The following is an 18,223-nucleotide window of genomic DNA, read 5'->3' on the forward strand; positions in this document are numbered from 1 at the left end:
ACCGCCACCACCGTAGCTCCAGGAGAGCCCCGTGCCCGTTGTTCGACCCCCGCTCGACCGCCTCGGCGCCGACCCGGGCCGACGCCGCCTGCTCAGCGCGCTGCTCGGCGTACCTCTGCTCGCGTCGGGCGGGCTGGCGGGGTGCAGCGACGACGCGGCCTCCTCGTCCCAGGACGGGCCTGTCGAGCTGTCGGTCTTCTGGTGGGGCAGCGCGAAACGGGCCGAGCTCACCGAGAAGGCGCTGCGGCTCTACTCGGATCGCAACCCGCGGGTCACCTTCCGGGTCACCTGGCAGGGTGCCGACGGCTACTACGACCGGCTGGCCACCCAGGCGGGCGGTGGGAACGTTCCGGACCTGATCCAGATCGACGACGCCATGCTGACCGAGTACACCCAACGTCAGGTCATCCTCGATCTCACCGACCACCACGTGGATCTCCGGGGCCTGCCGGAGGGTCTGATCCGTTACGGCACGGTGGACGGGCGGACGATGGCGGTCGCCGCCGGGCAGACCCACGCCGCCGTGGTGTTCAACCGGGACCTGCTGCGGGACCTGCACATGCCGGAGCCCCGCGCCGGGATGACCTGGCCGGACTACCTGTCCTGGGCCGCGCAGGTCACCGAGGCCAGCGACGGACGGGTGGCGGGCACCATGGACGGGTCGGGCGACTACCGGGCGCTCTGGCTCTGGCTACGGTCACAGGGCGGTGAGTTCTACCGGGGCAACCAGCTCGGCTTCGGTGCGGACGAGCTGATCGCCTGGTTCGAGCTGTGGCAGCGGGCCCGCCGGTCCCGCGCCACGCCGAGCGCGGCCCTGGTTGAGCAGGCTGACAGCGGCGAGCCGGCCCGGCAACTGGTGGTGAACGGGGTGACCGCCGCGTCCTTCGCCTGGTCGCACCAACTGCCGGAGCTGCAACGACTGACCGAGTCCGAGTTGGGCATCGTCGGCGTCCCCGGCCCGGCGGGGGCTCAGTGGGCGCGGGCGTCGATGTACTGGGCGGCGTTCCGGGGCACCCGCCACCCGGAGGCGGTCGCCGACGTGATCAACTTTCTGACCACCAATGGTGAGGTTGGTGCCGTCCTCGGTCACGAGCGTGGGTTGAACGCCAGTGTCTCGGTGCGCCGCTACGCCGAGGGCAGCATCACCGACCCGGCCCAGCGGCGTGCCGCCGTGTTCGGCGCCAGCATCGCCGACCAGCTCGGGCCGGCACCGGCGCCGCCGCCCAGGGGGCACGCCAAGGTGCGCACCCTGCTGGTGACCGCCGCCGAGCGCATCCGCGTCAAGCGTGACGGCACCCGGGAGGCCACCGCGCGCTTCCTGTCGCAGGCCATCGCGGCCCTGACGGTGTGAGCACCGGCGGCCGGCCCGCGGCCGGTCGCCGGTGACCCGTCGGTGCCGTCGGCCCGGGTCAGCGCGGCGGGCCACCCCGGCGGTTGCGGGTCAGACGCAGCACCAGGAACACAATGATCGCGACCACCACCAGGCAGCAGAGCAGCGAGAGAAACCCGAAGCCGCCGCGGCCGCGCCGCCGGGCGGCCTCCACCACGATTTCGCCGGTGCCCGTGGACGCCCAGGCCGCGACCGGCACGAAGACCGCCAGTACGACCGCACCGAAGACCGCGCTCAGACGGCCCCACCACTTACCGAATGAAGACATGTGCCCATCCTCGCCGAGGGACGCAACCTCGGCACGTCGGTCCACGCCGAATCACGGGACCGAGATCCGCCGGAGGACTCCAGCCGACACGCAACAGCTTCGAAACATCCCGGCCACGAAGATGATCTTTACATGAATCCTGGGCCATGATCGGATCCAGTTCATGGTCAACTTCGCACACCCGCCATGGATCTCTCGTACCCGGAGATCTGCGGCGGCAGCGGTCGGCGTCACCCTCGTCGCCGCTCTCCTGAGCACCCCCACGGCGGCCCACGGCGCCACCACACCTCCCGCGCCACCGCCATCGTCACCGCCCCGGACAGGCAGCGCGGACCGCACCCCCGTGACGGTCACGCTGATCACCGGCGACCGGGTGACGGTGACCCCGGGCACCGGGGGCACCACCACCCCCACGGTGGACGTCACGCGCGCGCCCGGCGCCACCGGCTCGGTGCGGATCTCCACCCAGCGCGGGGACACCTACGTGTACCCGGACGAGGCGATGCCGTACCTCGCCACCGGTCGACTCGACAAGCAGCTCTTCAACGTCACCCAGCTCATCGCGCAGGGCTTCGACGACACGCGGACCGCCGAACTCCCCCTGATCGTCACCCGCGCGGCGGGTTCGGCGAAGCTCCGGGCCGGCTCCACGCTGCCGGGCGCGCAGACCACGATGGAGCTCTCCTCCGTCCATGGTGAGGCGATCCGCACCCGCCGGTCGGAGGCCGCGCACTTCTGGTCGGGCCTCACCGGCGGTGCCGGGTCGGCGACCAGCCGCAGCGCCGCCACCGCGGCACCCTCCTTCACGGCCGGTGTCGACACGGTCTGGCTCGACGGCAAGGCGAAGGCCACCCTCGCCGACACCACCGCGCAGATCGGCGCCCCCGCAGCCTGGGCTGCGGGCGGCACCGGCAAGGGTGTCCGGGTCGCCGTCCTGGACGGCGGCGTGGACGCCGAACACCCCGATTTCGCGAACCAGATCGTGGCGTCACGGAGCTTCATCCCCGGCCAGGACGCCTCCGACCACAACGGGCACGGCACCCACACCGCCTCCACCGTCGCCGGGACGGGCGCCGCCTCCGGCGGCAAGGAGCGGGGCGTCGCCCCCGAGGCCGATCTGGTGATCGGCAAAGTCCTCGACGAGAACGGCAACGGGTCGATCTCGGGAATCGTCGCGGGCATGGAGTGGGCAGCCCGGACCGAACACGCCAAGGTGATCAACATGAGCCTGGGTGTGAGCGCGTGGCACACCCAGAACGACCCACTGAGCCAGGCCGTGAACAAGCTGACCGCTGAGACGGGCGCGCTCTTCGTCGTCGCCGCCGGCAACAACGGCAACGACCCGTCCACCCTCGGCGCACCGGGCACCGCGGACGCCGCGCTCACCGTCGGCGCGGTGGACGCCGCCGATCACCTGGCCATCTTCTCCAGCGGCGGGCCGCGGCTGAACGACGAGGGCCTCAAGCCCGACCTGACCGCTCCCGGCGTCAACGTGCTGGCGGCCCGCTCCCAGTACGACCCCTTCAGCACGGGTTACTACGTCGAGAACAGTGGCACCTCGATGGCGGCCCCGCACGTCGCCGGGGCAGCCGCCCTGCTGGTGCAGAAGCACCCGACCTGGACCCCGCAGCAGATCAAGGACGCGCTGATGAGCACCAGCGTCCGCACCCCCGACTACAACGCCTACCAGGCCGGCAGTGGTCGGTTGGACGTCGCCGCCGCGTACGACCAGGATCAGATCATCGCGACGGGGTCGGTCGACGCCGGGCTCGTCAAGTGGGCGGCGGGCACGACTCCGCAGCCGATCAAGCGGAAGATCACCTACACCAACACCACCGCCAAGCCGGTCACCCTGGAGATCTCGGTCGACCGCGGTGCCTACCCCGCACAGACGTTCACGGCGGGCGCCAACCGCGTCACCGTGCCCGCGCGCGGAACCTCGACGGTCGACGTCGTGGTGGACCCGAAGGGCCTCACGCAGGGCCAGCACTCCGCACAGGTCAAGGCGCGCTCGGCGGCCGGTGAGGTGCACACCGCCGTCGGGGTCTCCGTCGAGCCCAGGAAGTACGCACTCTCCCTCCGCCTGAAGGACCGTGCCGGCCGACCCGCGAACGGCGAGGTCGAGATCCTCAGCGCCGATGGTGGCTTCCAGTACATGTGGACTCTGAACGGCGAGCTCGACGCCCGGCTGGTTCCCGGCACGTACAGCCTGGTCACCACGGTGGACGTGGAGGGGCGCAACGGTCCGCACTCGCTCGGCCTGGCGATGCTGAGCGCTCCTGAGGTGGAGTTGACGGCCGACCGGGTCGTCACCCTCGACGCGTCGAAGGCCCGCGAGGTGAAGGTGGCGACCGCCCAGGCGACCACGATCGCCAACAGCAGGATCGACGTCCACCGCTCCTTCACCTCGACCGAACCGTCGCCCAGCGACTCGACCGCCCTGCTCACCAGGACCTTCCCCAGCGCCGCCTACGACAGCCTCTGGGCGCTACCCACCGAGAAGGTGAAGAAGGGCAGCTTCATCTTCGCCACCCGGATCCGGGCCAAGCAGACTCCGCTGGAGATCAGCTACGACGGCCGCCGCCTCAGTGAACCACTGCTCCAGCCGGGAACCCCGGCCCTGCCGGACGGCACCACGCGGCTGGACGCTGTCTTCGCCGGCAACGGCGCGAAGGGTGACTACGCCCAACTGTCCGCACGGGGCAAGGCGGTGGTCGTCCGCAGCAACGACTCGGTGGCCCCCACGGATCAGGCTGCCGCGGCACACGCCGCCGGCGCGGCGATGCTCCTCGTGGTCAGTGCAGGAAACGGCCGCACGAACGACTGGTACGGCAACCCTGACGTGGTGACGACCGGCCCGATCCCGGTCGCCAGCCTCCTCTCGGACGAGGGCGAGCGGCTGATTCAGAAGGTCGCCGCCGCCGGTCGCAAGTCGGTACGGCTGGCCGTGGAGGCCCACCCCGCGCCGCGGTACCTCTACGACCTTCTCGACCAGCACCGGGGCCGGGTGCCCAACGATCCCTCCGCCAAGACCGACCCCCGCGACCTCGCCCGAATCGACCTGACCTTCTCCCCGCCTGCGGGGCAGAAGGCAGAGGAGAAGCGGCTGGACTTCCCGCCGTACGCCTACGCGGCCGCGCCCGCGTTCCCGGCCGAGCCGGTCTCCCCGGGACCCCGTACCGACTGGGTAACCGCCAGCAGCGACATCAAGTGGCAGCAGCGGGTCGACATCGAACTCATGCTGGCCTCGTACACCGAGGTGATGTCCTACCAGCCGGGCAGCGTCCAGAAGGATCGCTGGTTCGGGCCTGTGATCCGCCCCCGCCTGCTCAAGAACGACAGCCTGGTCCGGGGTGACGTCTGGATGAGCGCCACCATCGGGGGGTACAGCGACGGGGGTGCCGCGCACGGCGGCGCCACCGCTCAGCCGCCGCAGAGCGTCCTCTACCAGGGCAACAAGGAGATCGCCCGGAGCAGTGGATTCTTCCCCTGGCTGGATGCGAGCGGTCTGGCCGCGGAGACGCTGCCGTACCGACTGGTCGTCGACACCTCGGGCCTTCCGGAGCTCGGCCCGTACTCGACCGCCACGCGCACCGAGTGGAGCTTCACCTCCAAGGCTGGCCCTGAGATTCAGGCCATTCCGCTGGTCCAGCTGGACTACGAGACGGAGGTGGACCTCGCCGGTCAGGCGAAGCGCCACAGCGAGTTCTCCATCATTCCCGTGGTGACGGGCAGCACCGCTGCTCAGGACGCGGTCTCCTCGGTGAAGATGGAGGTCTCCTACGACGACGGCGCGACCTGGCAGCGGCAGGACGTGAAGGAGAAGAAGGGCGCCTGGCGGGCGTCTCTGAACGCGCCGAACCGGGCGGACTTCGTGTCCATCCGGGTCACCGCCACGCAGCGCAACGGCGGCAGCGTCACCCAGACCGTCACCCGGGCCTTCGGCCTGAAGTAGCAGCAGCGATGGGGCCGGTGCCGTTACGGCACCGGCCCCGTCGTGGCCCTTCACCCGGCACGGGCAGCAAAAAGTCCGGCCCCCACATCGTGGGGGCCGGACTCATATCACTTTCAGTTGTAGCGGGGACAGGATTTGAACCTGCGACCTCTGGGTTATGAGCCCAGCGAGCTACCGAGCTGCTCCACCCCGCGTCGACTGTTAAAGACTAACCCAGCCGTCCTGGGCGATGATCACCGGGGTCGGCAACCGCTGCGGGCGCCCCGAGCCGGCGATGCCGAAGAATGCCGAAAGCCCGCCCCCGGAGATCCGGGGACGGGCTTTCTCTCGTAGCGGGGACAGGATTTGAACCTGCGACCTCTGGGTTATGAGCCCAGCGAGCTACCGAGCTGCTCCACCCCGCGTCGGCTCGATAACCGTAGCGCACCGACCCGGGGCACCGCAAAGCGACGCCGATACCGCACTCACCAACGCCCCTGACCTGGGCCGCTGTCAGTCGAGCCACTTCTCGATCGCCGCCACCGCCCGTCGGCTGTCCGCGTCGACCTGGGACCGAACGGCCGCCGTGTGCTCCCAACCCTGCTCCCAGAGCACCGTCACCACATCGCCGATCCGGACCACCCGGACCAGCCGAACCTCGTCCGTGCCCGGTTCGCCCATCCCGTCCGGCATCGGCGCCCGCATCTCGAACAGCACCGACTCGTCCCCGTACCCCCCGGACGTCAACAGCCGCTGTCGCCACGTCCTGCTGTCGTCGGGCAGTTCCTGGTCGGGGCAGCCGCGCACCGCCCGCCGCAGCTCCCGCAACGCGTCGTCGGCGCGGCCCGACCGGTAGATGGTGATGGTGTGCCGGTAGCTGCCATCCGGCACGTTCCCCGTCGGCGTCTCCGGGAACTTGTACGCCAGGTACCGGCCACGGCGCTGAACCGTCGCCGAGTCGCTGGGCAGACGCGTTCCGCAGAGCGTCGGCAGCGCCGGGCCCTCCATCCGGGACTCCAACCCGGTCCGGTTCGGGGCGGCCAGCACGAAGAACGCGCGGTCCGGGATCGAGGTGGGCGGCTGAGGTGCCGTCGCGCCGGTGGCCGACCGCGACGACGTACCGCTCGGGGTGGTATTCGGCGGCGGGGTCGAAGGCGTCGACGCCGGGGGTGGGGTGGGTGACGGCAGGGCAGGCGACCCGGTCGGCACCGGGCCAGGGGTGTCGGCGGGCGGCGGCAGCGGCGCGGAGCCGTCCGCCGGATACGCCAGTCGGGCACCGACGGCCACCCCGCCCACGACCAGCGCCACCGCGAGCGTCGAGCCGACGACCCGGGCTCGGGCCCGCCGGTCGGCGAACCGACGAAGCGACTCGGGGTGCGCCAGCTCATGGCCGTCCGCGACAGTGCTGAGCGACCGGTACAGGTCAGAGAGTTCAACTGACATCGTTCGCCTCCAACTCCACGACGCAGAGGTCGGGCAGCAGCGCGGCCAGCCGGGACCGACCTCGGGACAGCCAGGACTTCACGGTGCCGACCGGAACGTCGGTCTCCCGGGCGATCTCCTCGACGGACATGTCGAAGAGGTAGTGCAGGGCCAGCGCCTGCCGGTGCGTGGCGGGCAACTGCCGGAGCGCTCCGACCAGGAGCACCCCGTCCTCGCTCGGCGGGGGTGCGACCGCCGGCGGTCCGGTACGGCTGAGCACCGCCCGCCAACGGTGCAGACGTCGCCAACGGTCGGTCGCCAACCGGGCCACCACGAGCCGCAACCACGCCTCGGGTGCGGGATGCGACGACAGCCGCCCCCACTGCCGCCAGGCCCGGGTGTACGCCTCCTGCACCAGGTCCTGCGCCTCGCTGTGGTCGCCAGCGACCGCATAGCCGTACCGCACCATCCGTCGCGCGGTACTGCGGTAGAAGTCATCGAAGCTCTGCGCGTCCCGCACGGTCGCCACCCCCTCGTTCCCACCCCGTCGCAATGAGGACGGCGGAGCGTCGTCGCAGGTTGCGGGGTTGGTGGCTGCTGTCGGTGAGGTGACAGACGCGCACAGATCAGGACACGGCCGAGCCCCCGTCGTACGGACCTGACGCGGTCCGGACGACGGGGGCTCGGTGCGGGAACTCCGTGCGGTGTCGGGTCAGCCGCCAGCGCTCGGGCTGGCACCCGACCCACCGGCGGCCTGCTGCGCCTGCTGGAACGCCGTGAGCGCCTCGTCCAACGCCTTCAGCGCACGCCCGTACCGCTCGAAGTCGCCCGACGTCTGCGCGGCCCGGACCTCGGTGATCGCGGTCTGCACCCGGTCCGCGGCGGCAGCCAGGTCACCAGCCGGCGGTGGGGTGCCGGCGCTCGGGGTCGCCGTCGGCGTCGGCGTCCCCGACGGCGTCGGCGTCGGCGTCGTCGGGTTACCCCCGGTCGTCGGGGGCGGCGACGTGCCCTGCCCGGCCTTCTTGCCCTGCTCGACCAACTGCTTGATGCCGTCGTTGATGTTGTCGGCGAGCGCCACGAAGGAGCCACCGTCACCGTACGAGAGCAGCACCTTCTGCAACAGCGGGTACGCGTCCTGCTGGTTGCTCTTCACGTAGACCGGCTCGACGTAGAGCATGCCGTCGGCGAAGGGCAACGAGAGCAGGTTGCCGTACTGCACCTGCGCCTGGTTGCTGGAGAGCAGGTTGAGCTGCTGGCGGATGTTGGCGTTGTTGGTCATCTGCTGGTGCACCTGCACCGGGCCGGAGATCCGCGTCTGATCCGGCAACTCCAGCACCTCCAGCCGGGGCTGCCCGTCGATGTACGACCCGGAGATCAGCGCAGCGAGGTTCTGCCGGCCGTTCGGGGTGACCGCCGAGGTGAGCTGGAAGCGCGGGCTGTCCTGCCCCGGGAACTGGGTGAACAGGTAGTACGGCGGCTGCTTCTGACCGCTGTCCGGGGCGTCCGGCACGTTGGGCACCTGCCAGAAGTCCTGCGCGGAGTAGAAGTCGCCCGGGTTGGTCACGTGGAACTTGGTGAGCAGGTTGCGCTGCACCTTGAACATGTCCGCCGGGTAGCGCAGGTGCTCGCTCAACTCGACCGGGATCTCCGCCTTCGGCAGCACCAGGTCACCGCCGAACGCCTTGTTCCACGCCTTGAGCACCGGGTCGGTGTCGTCGTACTCGTAGAGCTTCACCGTGCCGTCGTACGCGTCGACGGTGGCCTTCACCGAGTTGCGCATGTAGTTGACGTCCTCGCGGGCCAGCTGGAAGGTGCCCCGGTTGGTCAACTCGTCGGTGGTCTCGGTCTGCAGATTGACCTTCTCGGCGTACGGGTAGGAAGCCGCCGTGGTGTAGCCGTCCACGATCCACTGCACCCGACCGTCGACAACCGCCGGGTACGGGTCGCCGTCCAGGGTGAGGAACGGCGCCACCTTCTCCACCCGGTCGCGCGGGTTGCGGACGTAGAGCAGCTTGGAGTCCTTGTTGACCGCCTCGGAGAGCAGGAAGTTCGACTCCTGCTCCTTGATGGCGTACAGCAGTCGCCGGGTGAAGGAGCCGATCTCCACACCGCCCTCACCGGTGTAGGTGTAGGACTCGCCGCCGCCGTCACCGACCGGCCGGTCGAACTCGGCCTTCTTGTTCGGGTCGGACTGCCCGACGATGGCGTAGTCGTCGGCCGCCATCCGCTCGCCGTAGTAGATGCGCGGCTGCTTCGCCGGGATCTGCTCGGTCTGCGAGGAGCACGCCTCCTGGGTCTTCTCGCCGAGGAAGCCGGAGACGAAGAACGGCTGCCCACCGCAGACCACCTGGTTGGCCGGGGCGGCCACCAGCCCGTACCCGTGGGTGTAGACGGTGTGCCGGTTGATCCAGGTGTTCTGCTGATCGGTCAACTCGCCGTAGTTGATCTCCCGGACGCCGACCACGTAGTCGGAGACCTTGCCGTTCACCCCGTACCGGTCGATGTCCAGCTTCGGGCCGAAGTCGTAGAAGCCACGCACCTGCTGAAGCTGGGTGTACGTCTCGCTGACCAACTGCGGGTCGAGCAGCCGCACGTTCGACACCACCGAGGTGTCGGTGGCCAGGTTCCCCGGTGGGGTGAGGTTGTTCGCCGCGTACGGGGTCGTCTTGGTGGCCGCCAACCCGAACGCCGCCCGCGTCGCGTCGATGCTGCGCTGGATGTACGGCGCTTCCTTGTCCTTGGCGCTCGGCTTGACCTCGAAGGTCTGCACCGCCCACGGGTAGATGCCGCCGATGGCGACCGCGGACACGCCGAGCAACGCCAGCGAGATCCCCGGCCAGACCAGGTTCCGCATCCAGGCGTTGGAGAACACGATGATCGCGATCGCCACCACGATCGAGATGTAGGCGAGGATCTCCTTCGCCGGCAGCAACGCGTTCACGTCGGCGTAGCCGGCGCCGTACAACTTGGCGCCCTCGTTGTACTCCAGCAGCATCGCCCGCCGGTCCAACACGTACGCGATCGCCTTCAACAGCACGAAGACGGCGACCAGGGTGCTCAGGTGCGCGCGGGCCGCGTTGCTCATCCGGTCGCCGACGCCCTGTAGGCGAACCCCACCGAAGAGGTAGTGCACCGCCAGCGCGCCGATCACGGCCAGCACCACCGCGGTGAACGCGACCCCGAGCAGGTACCGCCAGAACGGCAGTTGGAAGACGTAGAAGCCGATGTCGACGCCGAACTCCGGGTCCTTGATGCCGAAGTCACCGCCGTTGCGGAAGAGCAGCCACTGGTTCCACCGGTTCTGCGCGGAGAGACCGGCGAAGAGCCCGACCACCGCGGCGGTCAGCGCGATCCAGGTGCCGAGGCGCGGGCTGAGCACCATCCGGTAGCGCTCCAGGGTCGCCTGCTCCACCGAGTGCGGACGCAGTCGCGGGCGCAACCGGTACGCCAGCCACAGGTTGCCACCGACGACCACCGCCATGCCGAGGCCGACGGCGAGGAAGAGCACCAGCCGGGTGAGCAGGACACCGGTGAAGACCTCGGTGTAGCGGACCTCCTCGAACCAGAGCCAGTCGGTCCACGCCTGGACACCCCAGCCGAGCAGGGTGAAGAGCACGAACACCCCGACCAGGACAGCGATGGTGACGCGCCCGCGCCGGCTCATTCTCGGGAGGGGGCTGCTGCTACGCATGACCACTGTTAGCTCCGCACGCTCGATATGATCGGCTCCGACCAGGCACCCAGAGTACGGGGTGTTCCTGAGCGTGTCGGGACACGGTCACACCGGTCAGCAACGAGTCGGCTGACCGCCCGCGCGCAACGTCTCCAGAGCGGTCATCGCCTCGTCCAACGAACCCACCCGCAACAGCGGCAGGTCGGGCTGCGGATTGCGGACCGCCTCGGCGCAGTTGTCCGCCGGGACCAGGAAGACCTTCGCCCCGGCGCGCTTGGCGCCGACCAGCTTCTGGGCGATCCCGCCGATCGGGCCGACGACGCCCTCGTCGTCGATCGTGCCGGTGCCGGCGATGACCTGGCCGCCGGTGAGGTCCGCCGGCGTCAACTTGTCCACGATCCCCAGGGCGAACATCAGACCGGCGCTCGGCCCACCGATGTCCCCCAGGTCGATGCCGAGCGTGAACGGGTGCGGCTGCTGCTGGTCGATCTCGACACCGATCCGCGGCCGGCCGTCGCGCTCCTGACTGGTCACCGTCGCGGTGGCCGGCACGCCGTCGCGGGTGTAGCCGATGGTCAACGCCGTGCCGGCGGGCTTGGCCCGCACCAGCTCGGTGACCTTCGCGGCCACCGGCACCGGCTGGCCGTCGACCGAGGTGATCAGATCACCGGCCTTCAGCGCCCCGACCGCCGGGCCGTCCCCGGCCACCGTCTTGATCACCACCTGCACCGGAAAGCCCAACTTCCGCAGCGCGGCGGTCTCCGCGCTGGTCTGCGACGCCTTGAAGTCCTCGGCATTGCGCTGCTCGACCTGCTCCGTCGACTCCCCCGGCGGGTAGACCAGTTCGCGCGGCACCACCGCCTCGTCGTCGGAGAACCAGCCCGCGATCGCTCCTCGCAACCGCACCGTGGGCTGCACCCCCACCGTGGTCAACCGCAGCTGACCGGCCGAGGTCGAGGTCTCCCGACCGGTGACCTGGATGACCTCCTTACCGTCGGCCGTACCGAGGGTGTTGACCGTCGGACCAGGGCCCAGCACCACGTACGGAATCGGCACCCGGAGCACCCCGATGCTCAGCAGGGCGGTGAACAGGGCACCGAGCAGGACCGTCAGGCCGCGACGTCTCATGCCGCAGAGCGTACCGACCGGGTCCGGATCACCCGCCGGATGCGCCACGCGACTTCGCCCTCAGCGCAACGCCAGCGGCGGCGACCTGGGGCGCGGTCCGCGTACCGTAGGTGTCGTGCCTGATATTCCGTTCGGTTTCGCGCTCCCGGGTGGGCAGCCACCAGACCCCAACGATCCCGCGCAGATGCAGCAGTTCATGTCGCAGTTGCAGCACCTGCTCTCCGCGCCGGGCAGCGGGCCGGTCAACTGGGACCTGGCCCGGCAGGTAGCCGCCAGCCAACTCGCGGCCGCCGGTGACCCGGCGGTGTCGATGTACGAACGCAACGCGGTCGAAGAGGCGCTGCGCCTGGCCGACCTGTGGTTGGAGCCCGCCTCGGCGTGGCCGTCCGGCATCCAGAACCCGGTTGCCTGGAACCGCAACGAGTGGATCTTCAAGACGCTGGACGTGTGGCGCAAGCTGTGCGACCCGGTCGCCAGCCGGATGGTCGGCGCGATGGGCGACCTGGTGCCACCGGAGGCCCGCGCCCAGCTCGGCCCGATGCAGTCGATGGTGGCCTCCCTCGGTGGTGCGCTCTTCGGCGGCCAACTGGGCCAGGCCCTCGGTTCGCTCGCCGCGGAGGTGCTCTCCGCCGGCGACATCGGGCTCCCGCTCGGCCCGGCCGGCACCGCCGCGCTGATCCCGGCCAACATCCGGGCGTACGGCGAGGGCCTGGAGCTGCCCGAGGACGAGGTCCGCCTCTACGTGGCGCTGCGCGAGGCCGCCCACCAGCGGCTGTTCCAACACGTCCCGTGGCTGCGTGGGCACGTGCTCAGCGCGGTCGAGATGTACGCCTCGGGCATCCGGGTCAACCGGGAGGCGATCGAGGAGGCGATGGGCCGGGTCGACCCGACCGACCCCGAGTCGATGCAGGCGATCGCACTGGAGGGCATCTTCACGCCGGAGGACACCCCGGCGCAGAAGGCCTCCCTGGCCCGGCTGGAGACCGCGCTCGCCCTGGTCGAAGGCTGGGTGTGCCACGTCGTGGACAGCGCCGCCAGCGACCGGCTGCCCAACGTCGTCCGGCTGGGCGAGGCGTTCCGCCGTCGCCGGGCCGCCGGCGGTCCCGCCGAGCAGACCTTCGCCGCGCTGGTCGGCCTGGAACTGCGCCCCCGCAGACTGCGCGAGGCCGCTGCGCTCTGGGCCGCGCTCAGCGAGCACCGTGGCATCGAGGGCCGCGACGCGGTCTGGGGCCACCCGGACCTGCTCCCGTCCGACGACGACTTCGCCGACCCGGTCGCCTTCGCGATGAACGACATGGACCTCAGCGAGCTGGACAGCTTCGACTTCACCGCCCCCGGCGGGGTGGAGGAGAAGGCCCCCGGCGAGCCCGGTCAGTCGGGTCAGTCGGGCGAGGCCGACGGCGAGGGCGACGCCAGGTCCTGACGCCCGCACATCGACGGCCTGCGCCCCGGGTGCCCGCATGATCGACGGCGGGCACCCGGGCGCGTTCGGCAGTACCGACGGCTCAGGCCGGGCCGCGTCGACGGCTCAGGCCGGGCCGGGTCGACGGCTCAGGCCGGGCGGGCCGATCCGGAGAGAAGGGCGCGGGTCGCTTCCCAACCCTCGAAGGCTGGGTCCAGCGTGGCCAGGTCGGCCGGACCGCGCAGCCGTCGCCAGCCGGCGGTGACCGCCACGTCACCCGGTCGTGGGGCGTTGGCACGGGCCTCAGCCGGCGTCGCCGTGTCCAGCTCCAGCCTCGGTAGCCAGTTCGGCGCGGGCAGACGTACCGCGACCCCGAGCAGACCCGGGCCGCCGCCCTCGACCGGGGCCACCGCGACCGGGCGGGTGGTGAGTGGACGCAGCAGCTTGCCGACGGTCAGTGCGGGCAGGTCAGGCACGTCACTGACCAGTACGGCCGCTTGGTCGTACCCCTCCAGCGCGGCGAACACGGCGTTCGGCGTCGGCTCGGCCACCTCGTACACGGCGGTGCCGGGCCAGACCAGCGCATCGGCCAGATCCCGGTCGGCCGGGGTCACCGCGACCGCGACCTCCACCTCGTTGAGCGTGGCCAGCAGGTCGATGACGTCTTCCGCGAGCGCCGCTCGCCATTGCGCCAGGTCAACGCCGGGCGGCGACCAGTGCACCGGCCCGAGCAACGCCACCACCACTCGTCGCGCCATCCCCTGACCCTAGCGCCCCACCCGACGCGCCCACCCCGGCCGCCCCGCCCACCGACCTGAGCCGACTCAGCCCGACCCGGGACGGCCCGGCAGGGCTTGGCGACGTGATCGACTCGAATTTATGAAAGTCGCGGTGTCCGGGAGCCGCCGATAGCGCGGTATTCAGAAAACCGAGTTGATCAAGACCTTTCGCCGGTCAGCCCACGCTCGACCCGACGCCCCGATCAGGTGGGGAGCGGTGCGCAGGAGGCGGCGGCGACCCCTTCGAGGTAGCCGCGGGCGCGTTCCGACTTGGGGTAGCGACCGACCAACGCCCAGAACCGGGCGTTGTGGCTGGGCACGATGAGGTGCGTCAACTCGTGGAGCAGCACGTAGTCGATCACCCATTCGGGCATCTCCTGGACGCGGTGCGAGATGCGGATGCTGCGGTCCGCCGGGGTGCAGGAGCCCCACCGGCCGTTCTGGTTGGTGACCCATCGGACGCTGGCCGGCACCGCCTTCGTGGCGTACTCGGTGAGGTAGAGGTCGATGAGCCGGTTGGCGCGGGCCACCAGTTCGTCGTCGGAGCGGGCAAGGCGCCCCTCGCGGGCGGCGAGTCGCGCGAGCATCCGGTCAACCCACTCGCTCTCCTCGGCGCGGGAGAACTGGTCGGGGATGAGGACGACCACTCGCTCACCGTCACGGTACGCGGACACCGTACGTCGTCGGCGCTGACTGCGCCGCACCTCGACGACCGGCTTACGCGTCCCCGCCATCACTGGCCCGCGCAGCCTCGGCTACGTGTCACGAGGGAAAGCTAATGCCCATTGACCAGGGGTCCGCAAGAGTCAACCGCGCGACACGCGCCCAGAAAATGGTGATTGGTCGCCAGGCGTCCCGAAAATTTCTTGACCGCAGCGCCATCACGCCATCTCGTCACCCTTCGTGAACGACGATGATGCGCGTCCCCCACCGTAGGTGATCACCGTCCCGAACGCCGCCGCGGGGGCACTCGCACGGGTGGCTGTCAGGGTTTGGTCGGCGTGTCCCCGCCAAACTGACTTATCCGACCTATTTCGCCATGCACACTCTCGACGTCGACTTGCTCACAGTGTCGATGCACAGCTGACATGGAACTGCCCAGACCTGGGTAGGGTCCGCGAACCAGCGGTCACGAAGGTGGCCGTGGAGTGAGACCCAGCGCCGGCGCCCCGTGTGGCCCGCCGCCGGGCAACCCGCCGGGACGGCATTGACCGGCGGACGAGACGAGGAGGGCACCGTGGCCGACCAGGCCCAGACGACCTACAACGGTTACTGCGTGAAGTGCAAGGAGAAGCGGGACTTCGAGGGGCACGTCGAGGTCTCGAAGACCGGGATGAACATGGCCAAGGGCAAGTGTCCGGTATGCGGAACAACAGTGAACCGCATCCTGGGCAAGGCCAAGGTCTGACCTGAACGAGTGAACAGGGGTGGGGTGGCCATCGGCCACCCCACCCCCGTTGCTGATTGGGTGGTGGCGTCGGTAGCCCTGTCGGGTGGCTGACAACAGGGACGGCGGGCTGTGGAAAACCCGTCAAATCCTGTGGATAGCGCTGGACAGCGGCTTGACCACCTGTGGACAACGATCGACCGAACGCGAGGGTACGGTCACGATTCGTGGCCATGAGCCGTACCGTCCTGCCCCGCCCCACCCTGCTGCCCGGCCTCAACCGGCTCTGGCGGGACCGGCACACCCTCCAGCTCGGCGTCGGCCCCGGGCCGGCCGTCCTCCTGGAGTTGGCCAACCCGCGCGCCGCCCAGCTGCTCGACCTGCTCGACGGCACCCGCAGCGAGCGCACCGTGCTGGCCCAGGCGGCGACCGCCCAGGTCAGCGCCGACGACGCGCGTACCCTGCTCGACACCCTGCGGGCCGCCGGCCTGTTGGTGCCCGCGCACAGCCTGCTCCCCCGCGACCTGACCGGCCCGGCCCGTGCCCGGCTCGCGGCGGAGGCCGGCGCGCTGGCCCTGGCCGCCGCTCGCCTGACCGGCACCCCGGCGCAGGTCCTGCGTCGCCGCAGGGCGGCCCGCGTCCTGCTCACCGGCGCCGGGGCGCTCGGCGGGCCGCTGACGGTGGCGTTGGCCCAGTCCGGCGTGGGCCAGGTCGTTCCCCAGCTCACCGGTACGGTGCGCCCCGTCGACCTGATCGGCACGGGCATTCCCGCCACCGAACTGGGTCGCCCGCTGGCGCCGGCAGTGCGGGCTGCGGTCAACCGCGTCGCACCGGGCACCGGCACCCACCCGAGCCGCGCCGGGCGGATCGACCTGGTGATCCAGCTCGGCACGGACCGGCCTCCCGCGCTGCTCGCCGCCGGTCTCGCCCAGCGCCGGCAGCCGCACCTGCTGGTCACGCTGCGCGAGGGCGTACCGGTGATCGGGCCGTTGGTTCGCCCGCCCGCCGGGCCCTGTCTGCACTGCGTCGAGCTGCACCGGGCCGACCGCGACCCGGACTGGCCGCGGCTCGCCGCTCAACTCGCCGCCGCCGAGCCGGTGGCCGCCGGTACGACCGGCACGCTGCTCGCCGCCTGCGGGTACGCGCTGACCGAAGCCCTGACGCACCTGGACGGCGGACAGCCGGAGACGCTGGGCGGTGCCATGGAGATCACCGGTGCCGGCCGTTTCCGTCGTCGGGGATGGCCGCCACACCCGGCATGTGGGTGCTCGCCGGGGCGAGTGTCCGCACCAGCCCGGCCGCAGAGCAGCAGCGGAGCCCTTCGGTCGGTAACAATGACCGAGTGACCGACATCCCGCGCCGCGCCGTGTCCCGCACCGCCAAGCTCGCCGCCCTGCCGCTCGGCTTCGCCGGCCGGACCGTTCTCGGGATGGGAAAGCGCGTCACCGGGCTCGCTTCCGACGTGATCTCCGCGGAGATTCAGCAGCGCACCGCCGAACAGCTGTTCAGCGTCCTGGGCCAGCTCAAGGGCGGGGCGATGAAGTTCGGCCAGGCGCTGTCGGTCTTCGAGGCGGCGTTGCCGGAGGAGATCGCCGCGCCGTACCGGCAGGCGCTGACGAAGTTGCAGGAGGCGGCGCCACCGCTGCCGGTCGCCAGCGTGCACAAGGTGCTGACCGAGCAGCTCGGCCCCGACTGGCGGGAGCTGTTCGTCGAGTTCAACGACGTCCCGGCCGCCGCCGCGAGCATCGGCCAGGTGCACCGGGCGCGCTGGCGCGAGCCGGGGTTCGACGAGACGGGCGCACCGAACAGCCGGGACGTCGCGGTCAAGATCCAATATCCGGGGGCCGGTGACGCGCTGCTCGCCGACCTCAAGCAGCTCTCCCGACTGGGCGGGATGTTCCGGGCCATCCAGCCCGGTCTGGACGTCAAGCCGCTCCTGACCGAGTTGCGCGAACGGATCACCGAGGAGTTGGACTACGAGTTGGAGGCCGAGTCGCAGCGCGCGTTCGCGGCCGCGTACGCCGACGACCCGGAGATCTACATCCCGCAGGTGGTTGATGCGTCGCCCCGGGTGCTGGTCACCGAGTGGGTGACGGGCACCCCGCTGGCCGACATCATTCGCGAGGGCACCGAGGAGGAGCGGGACGAGGCGGGCCGGTTGATGGCCACCCTGCACCTCTCCGCGCCGCAGCGCGCTGGGCTGCTGCACGCCGACCCGCACCCGGGCAACTTCCGACTGCTGCCCGACGGTCGGCTCGGGGTGATCGACTTCGGTGCGGTGGCCCGGATGCCGGAGGGCACTCCGGAGCCGATCGGTCGGATCGCCGCGACAGCTCTGCGCGGCGACGCCGACGAGGTCGTGGCGGGGCTGCGGTCGGAGGGGTTCATCGGCTCGGCCGACGAGATCGACGCCGAGGGGGTGCTCGACTTCATCCGCCCCATGCTGGAGCCGATCGCGGCGGACGGCTTCCGGTTCACCCGCGCCTGGCTCCGGGCGGAGGCGGGTCGACTGGCCAGCCCTCGCTCTCCCACGTACCAGCTGAGCAGGCAGCTCAACCTGCCACCGTCGTACCTGCTGATCCACCGGGTGACGCTCGGGTCGATCGGGGTGCTCTGCCAGTTGGAGGCGAAGGCCCCCTACCGGAGCATCCTGGAACGCTGGCTGCCCGGCTTCGCCCCGGTCGCCTGACCACGTCGAAGAGCCTGACCACGTTGACGCCTGACCACGTCGACGCCTGACGACATGGCGAAGGGCGGGTGCCGTCGGCACCCGCCCTTCTCAGTGGGGTGGTACTAGAGAACGCCCAGGTCGCGAGCCGCCTGGTTGCGGCCGGTCATGG

General features: G+C 70.8%; 13 protein-coding genes and 2 tRNA genes. 6 read left to right on the forward strand and 9 right to left on the reverse strand.

Going from position 1 to position 18,223, the window contains the following annotated elements; all coding sequences use genetic code 11:
- Nucleotides 1-31: 31 nt before the first annotated feature.
- The gene (locus EV382_RS20660; RefSeq protein WP_130404313.1) at nucleotides 32-1,351 is read left to right on the forward strand and encodes an ABC transporter substrate-binding protein; all 1,320 of its coding nucleotides are present in this window, start codon (nucleotides 32-34) and stop codon (nucleotides 1,349-1,351) included.
- A gap of 58 nt (nucleotides 1,352-1,409) precedes the next feature.
- On the opposite strand, the gene EV382_RS20665 is transcribed toward EV382_RS20660, so the two are convergent.
- Nucleotides 1,410-1,658: a hypothetical protein gene (locus EV382_RS20665; protein ID WP_130404315.1), complete on the reverse strand. Its 249-nt coding sequence runs from the start codon at nucleotides 1,656-1,658 to the stop codon at nucleotides 1,410-1,412.
- 343 nt (nucleotides 1,659-2,001) lie between these two features.
- Between EV382_RS20665 and EV382_RS20670 the strand changes: the two genes are divergently transcribed.
- A complete protein-coding gene (locus EV382_RS20670; RefSeq protein WP_208758461.1) occupies nucleotides 2,002-5,613 on the forward strand; it encodes a S8 family serine peptidase in 3,612 nt (1,203 codons plus the stop codon).
- Between the two features lie 120 nt (nucleotides 5,614-5,733).
- Here EV382_RS20670 and EV382_RS20675 read toward each other — a convergent pair.
- The 6 genes from EV382_RS20675 to EV382_RS20700 all read right to left on the reverse strand — a co-directional run bounded on the left by EV382_RS20675 (nucleotide 5,734) and on the right by EV382_RS20700 (nucleotide 11,815).
- Nucleotides 5,734-5,807, reverse strand: a tRNA-Met gene (locus EV382_RS20675).
- 136 nt (nucleotides 5,808-5,943) lie between these two features.
- Nucleotides 5,944-6,017, reverse strand: a tRNA-Met gene (locus tag EV382_RS20680).
- A gap of 88 nt (nucleotides 6,018-6,105) precedes the next feature.
- A complete protein-coding gene (locus EV382_RS20685) occupies nucleotides 6,106-7,035 on the reverse strand; it encodes a hypothetical protein (RefSeq protein ID WP_130404319.1) in 930 nt (309 codons plus the stop codon).
- A complete protein-coding gene (locus tag EV382_RS20690; protein ID WP_130404321.1) occupies nucleotides 7,025-7,534 on the reverse strand; it encodes a SigE family RNA polymerase sigma factor in 510 nt (169 codons plus the stop codon). Before EV382_RS20690 ends, EV382_RS20685 begins: the two co-directional genes overlap by 11 nt.
- A 192-nt stretch (nucleotides 7,535-7,726) precedes the next feature.
- Nucleotides 7,727-10,711 (reverse strand): UPF0182 family membrane protein, encoded by a 2,985-nt coding sequence (locus EV382_RS20695; protein WP_208758462.1) that lies wholly within the window; start codon nucleotides 10,709-10,711, stop codon nucleotides 7,727-7,729.
- A 90-nt stretch (nucleotides 10,712-10,801) separates the two neighbouring features.
- Nucleotides 10,802-11,815 (reverse strand): YlbL family protein, encoded by a 1,014-nt coding sequence (locus tag EV382_RS20700; protein WP_208758463.1) that lies wholly within the window; start codon nucleotides 11,813-11,815, stop codon nucleotides 10,802-10,804.
- Nucleotides 11,816-11,930: 115 nt separating this feature from the next.
- On the opposite strand from EV382_RS20700, the gene EV382_RS20705 reads away from it, so the two are divergent.
- Nucleotides 11,931-13,238, forward strand: a complete 1,308-nt coding sequence (locus tag EV382_RS20705) for a zinc-dependent metalloprotease (RefSeq protein ID WP_165435837.1) — start codon at nucleotides 11,931-11,933, stop codon at nucleotides 13,236-13,238.
- Nucleotides 13,239-13,366: 128 nt separating this feature from the next.
- On the opposite strand, the gene EV382_RS20710 is transcribed toward EV382_RS20705, so the two are convergent.
- Nucleotides 13,367-13,975 carry a hypothetical protein gene (locus EV382_RS20710; RefSeq protein ID WP_130404325.1) on the reverse strand — a complete coding sequence of 203 codons (609 nt, stop codon included), beginning with the start codon at nucleotides 13,973-13,975 and terminating at the stop codon, nucleotides 13,367-13,369.
- Between the two features lie 224 nt (nucleotides 13,976-14,199).
- On the reverse strand, nucleotides 14,200-14,730 hold the full coding sequence (locus EV382_RS20715) for a M48 metallopeptidase family protein (protein WP_130404327.1): 531 nt from the start codon (nucleotides 14,728-14,730) through the stop codon (nucleotides 14,200-14,202).
- Between the two features lie 503 nt (nucleotides 14,731-15,233).
- On the opposite strand from EV382_RS20715, the gene EV382_RS20720 reads away from it, so the two are divergent.
- From EV382_RS20720 to EV382_RS20730, 3 genes are all read left to right on the forward strand, one after another.
- Nucleotides 15,234-15,404 (forward strand): DUF5679 domain-containing protein, encoded by a 171-nt coding sequence (locus tag EV382_RS20720; protein ID WP_167457767.1) that lies wholly within the window; start codon nucleotides 15,234-15,236, stop codon nucleotides 15,402-15,404.
- A 212-nt stretch (nucleotides 15,405-15,616) separates the two neighbouring features.
- Nucleotides 15,617-16,729, forward strand: coding sequence for a TOMM precursor leader peptide-binding protein (locus tag EV382_RS20725; RefSeq protein WP_130404329.1), 1,113 nt, complete (start codon nucleotides 15,617-15,619; stop codon nucleotides 16,727-16,729).
- A complete protein-coding gene (locus EV382_RS20730) occupies nucleotides 16,726-18,072 on the forward strand; it encodes an ABC1 kinase family protein (RefSeq protein ID WP_130404331.1) in 1,347 nt (448 codons plus the stop codon). Before EV382_RS20725 ends, EV382_RS20730 begins: the two co-directional genes overlap by 4 nt.
- Nucleotides 18,073-18,223: the final 151 nt, after the last annotated feature.

The sequence above is a fragment of the Micromonospora violae genome (assembly GCF_004217135.1).
Lineage (GTDB): Bacteria > Actinomycetota > Actinomycetes > Mycobacteriales > Micromonosporaceae > Micromonospora > Micromonospora violae.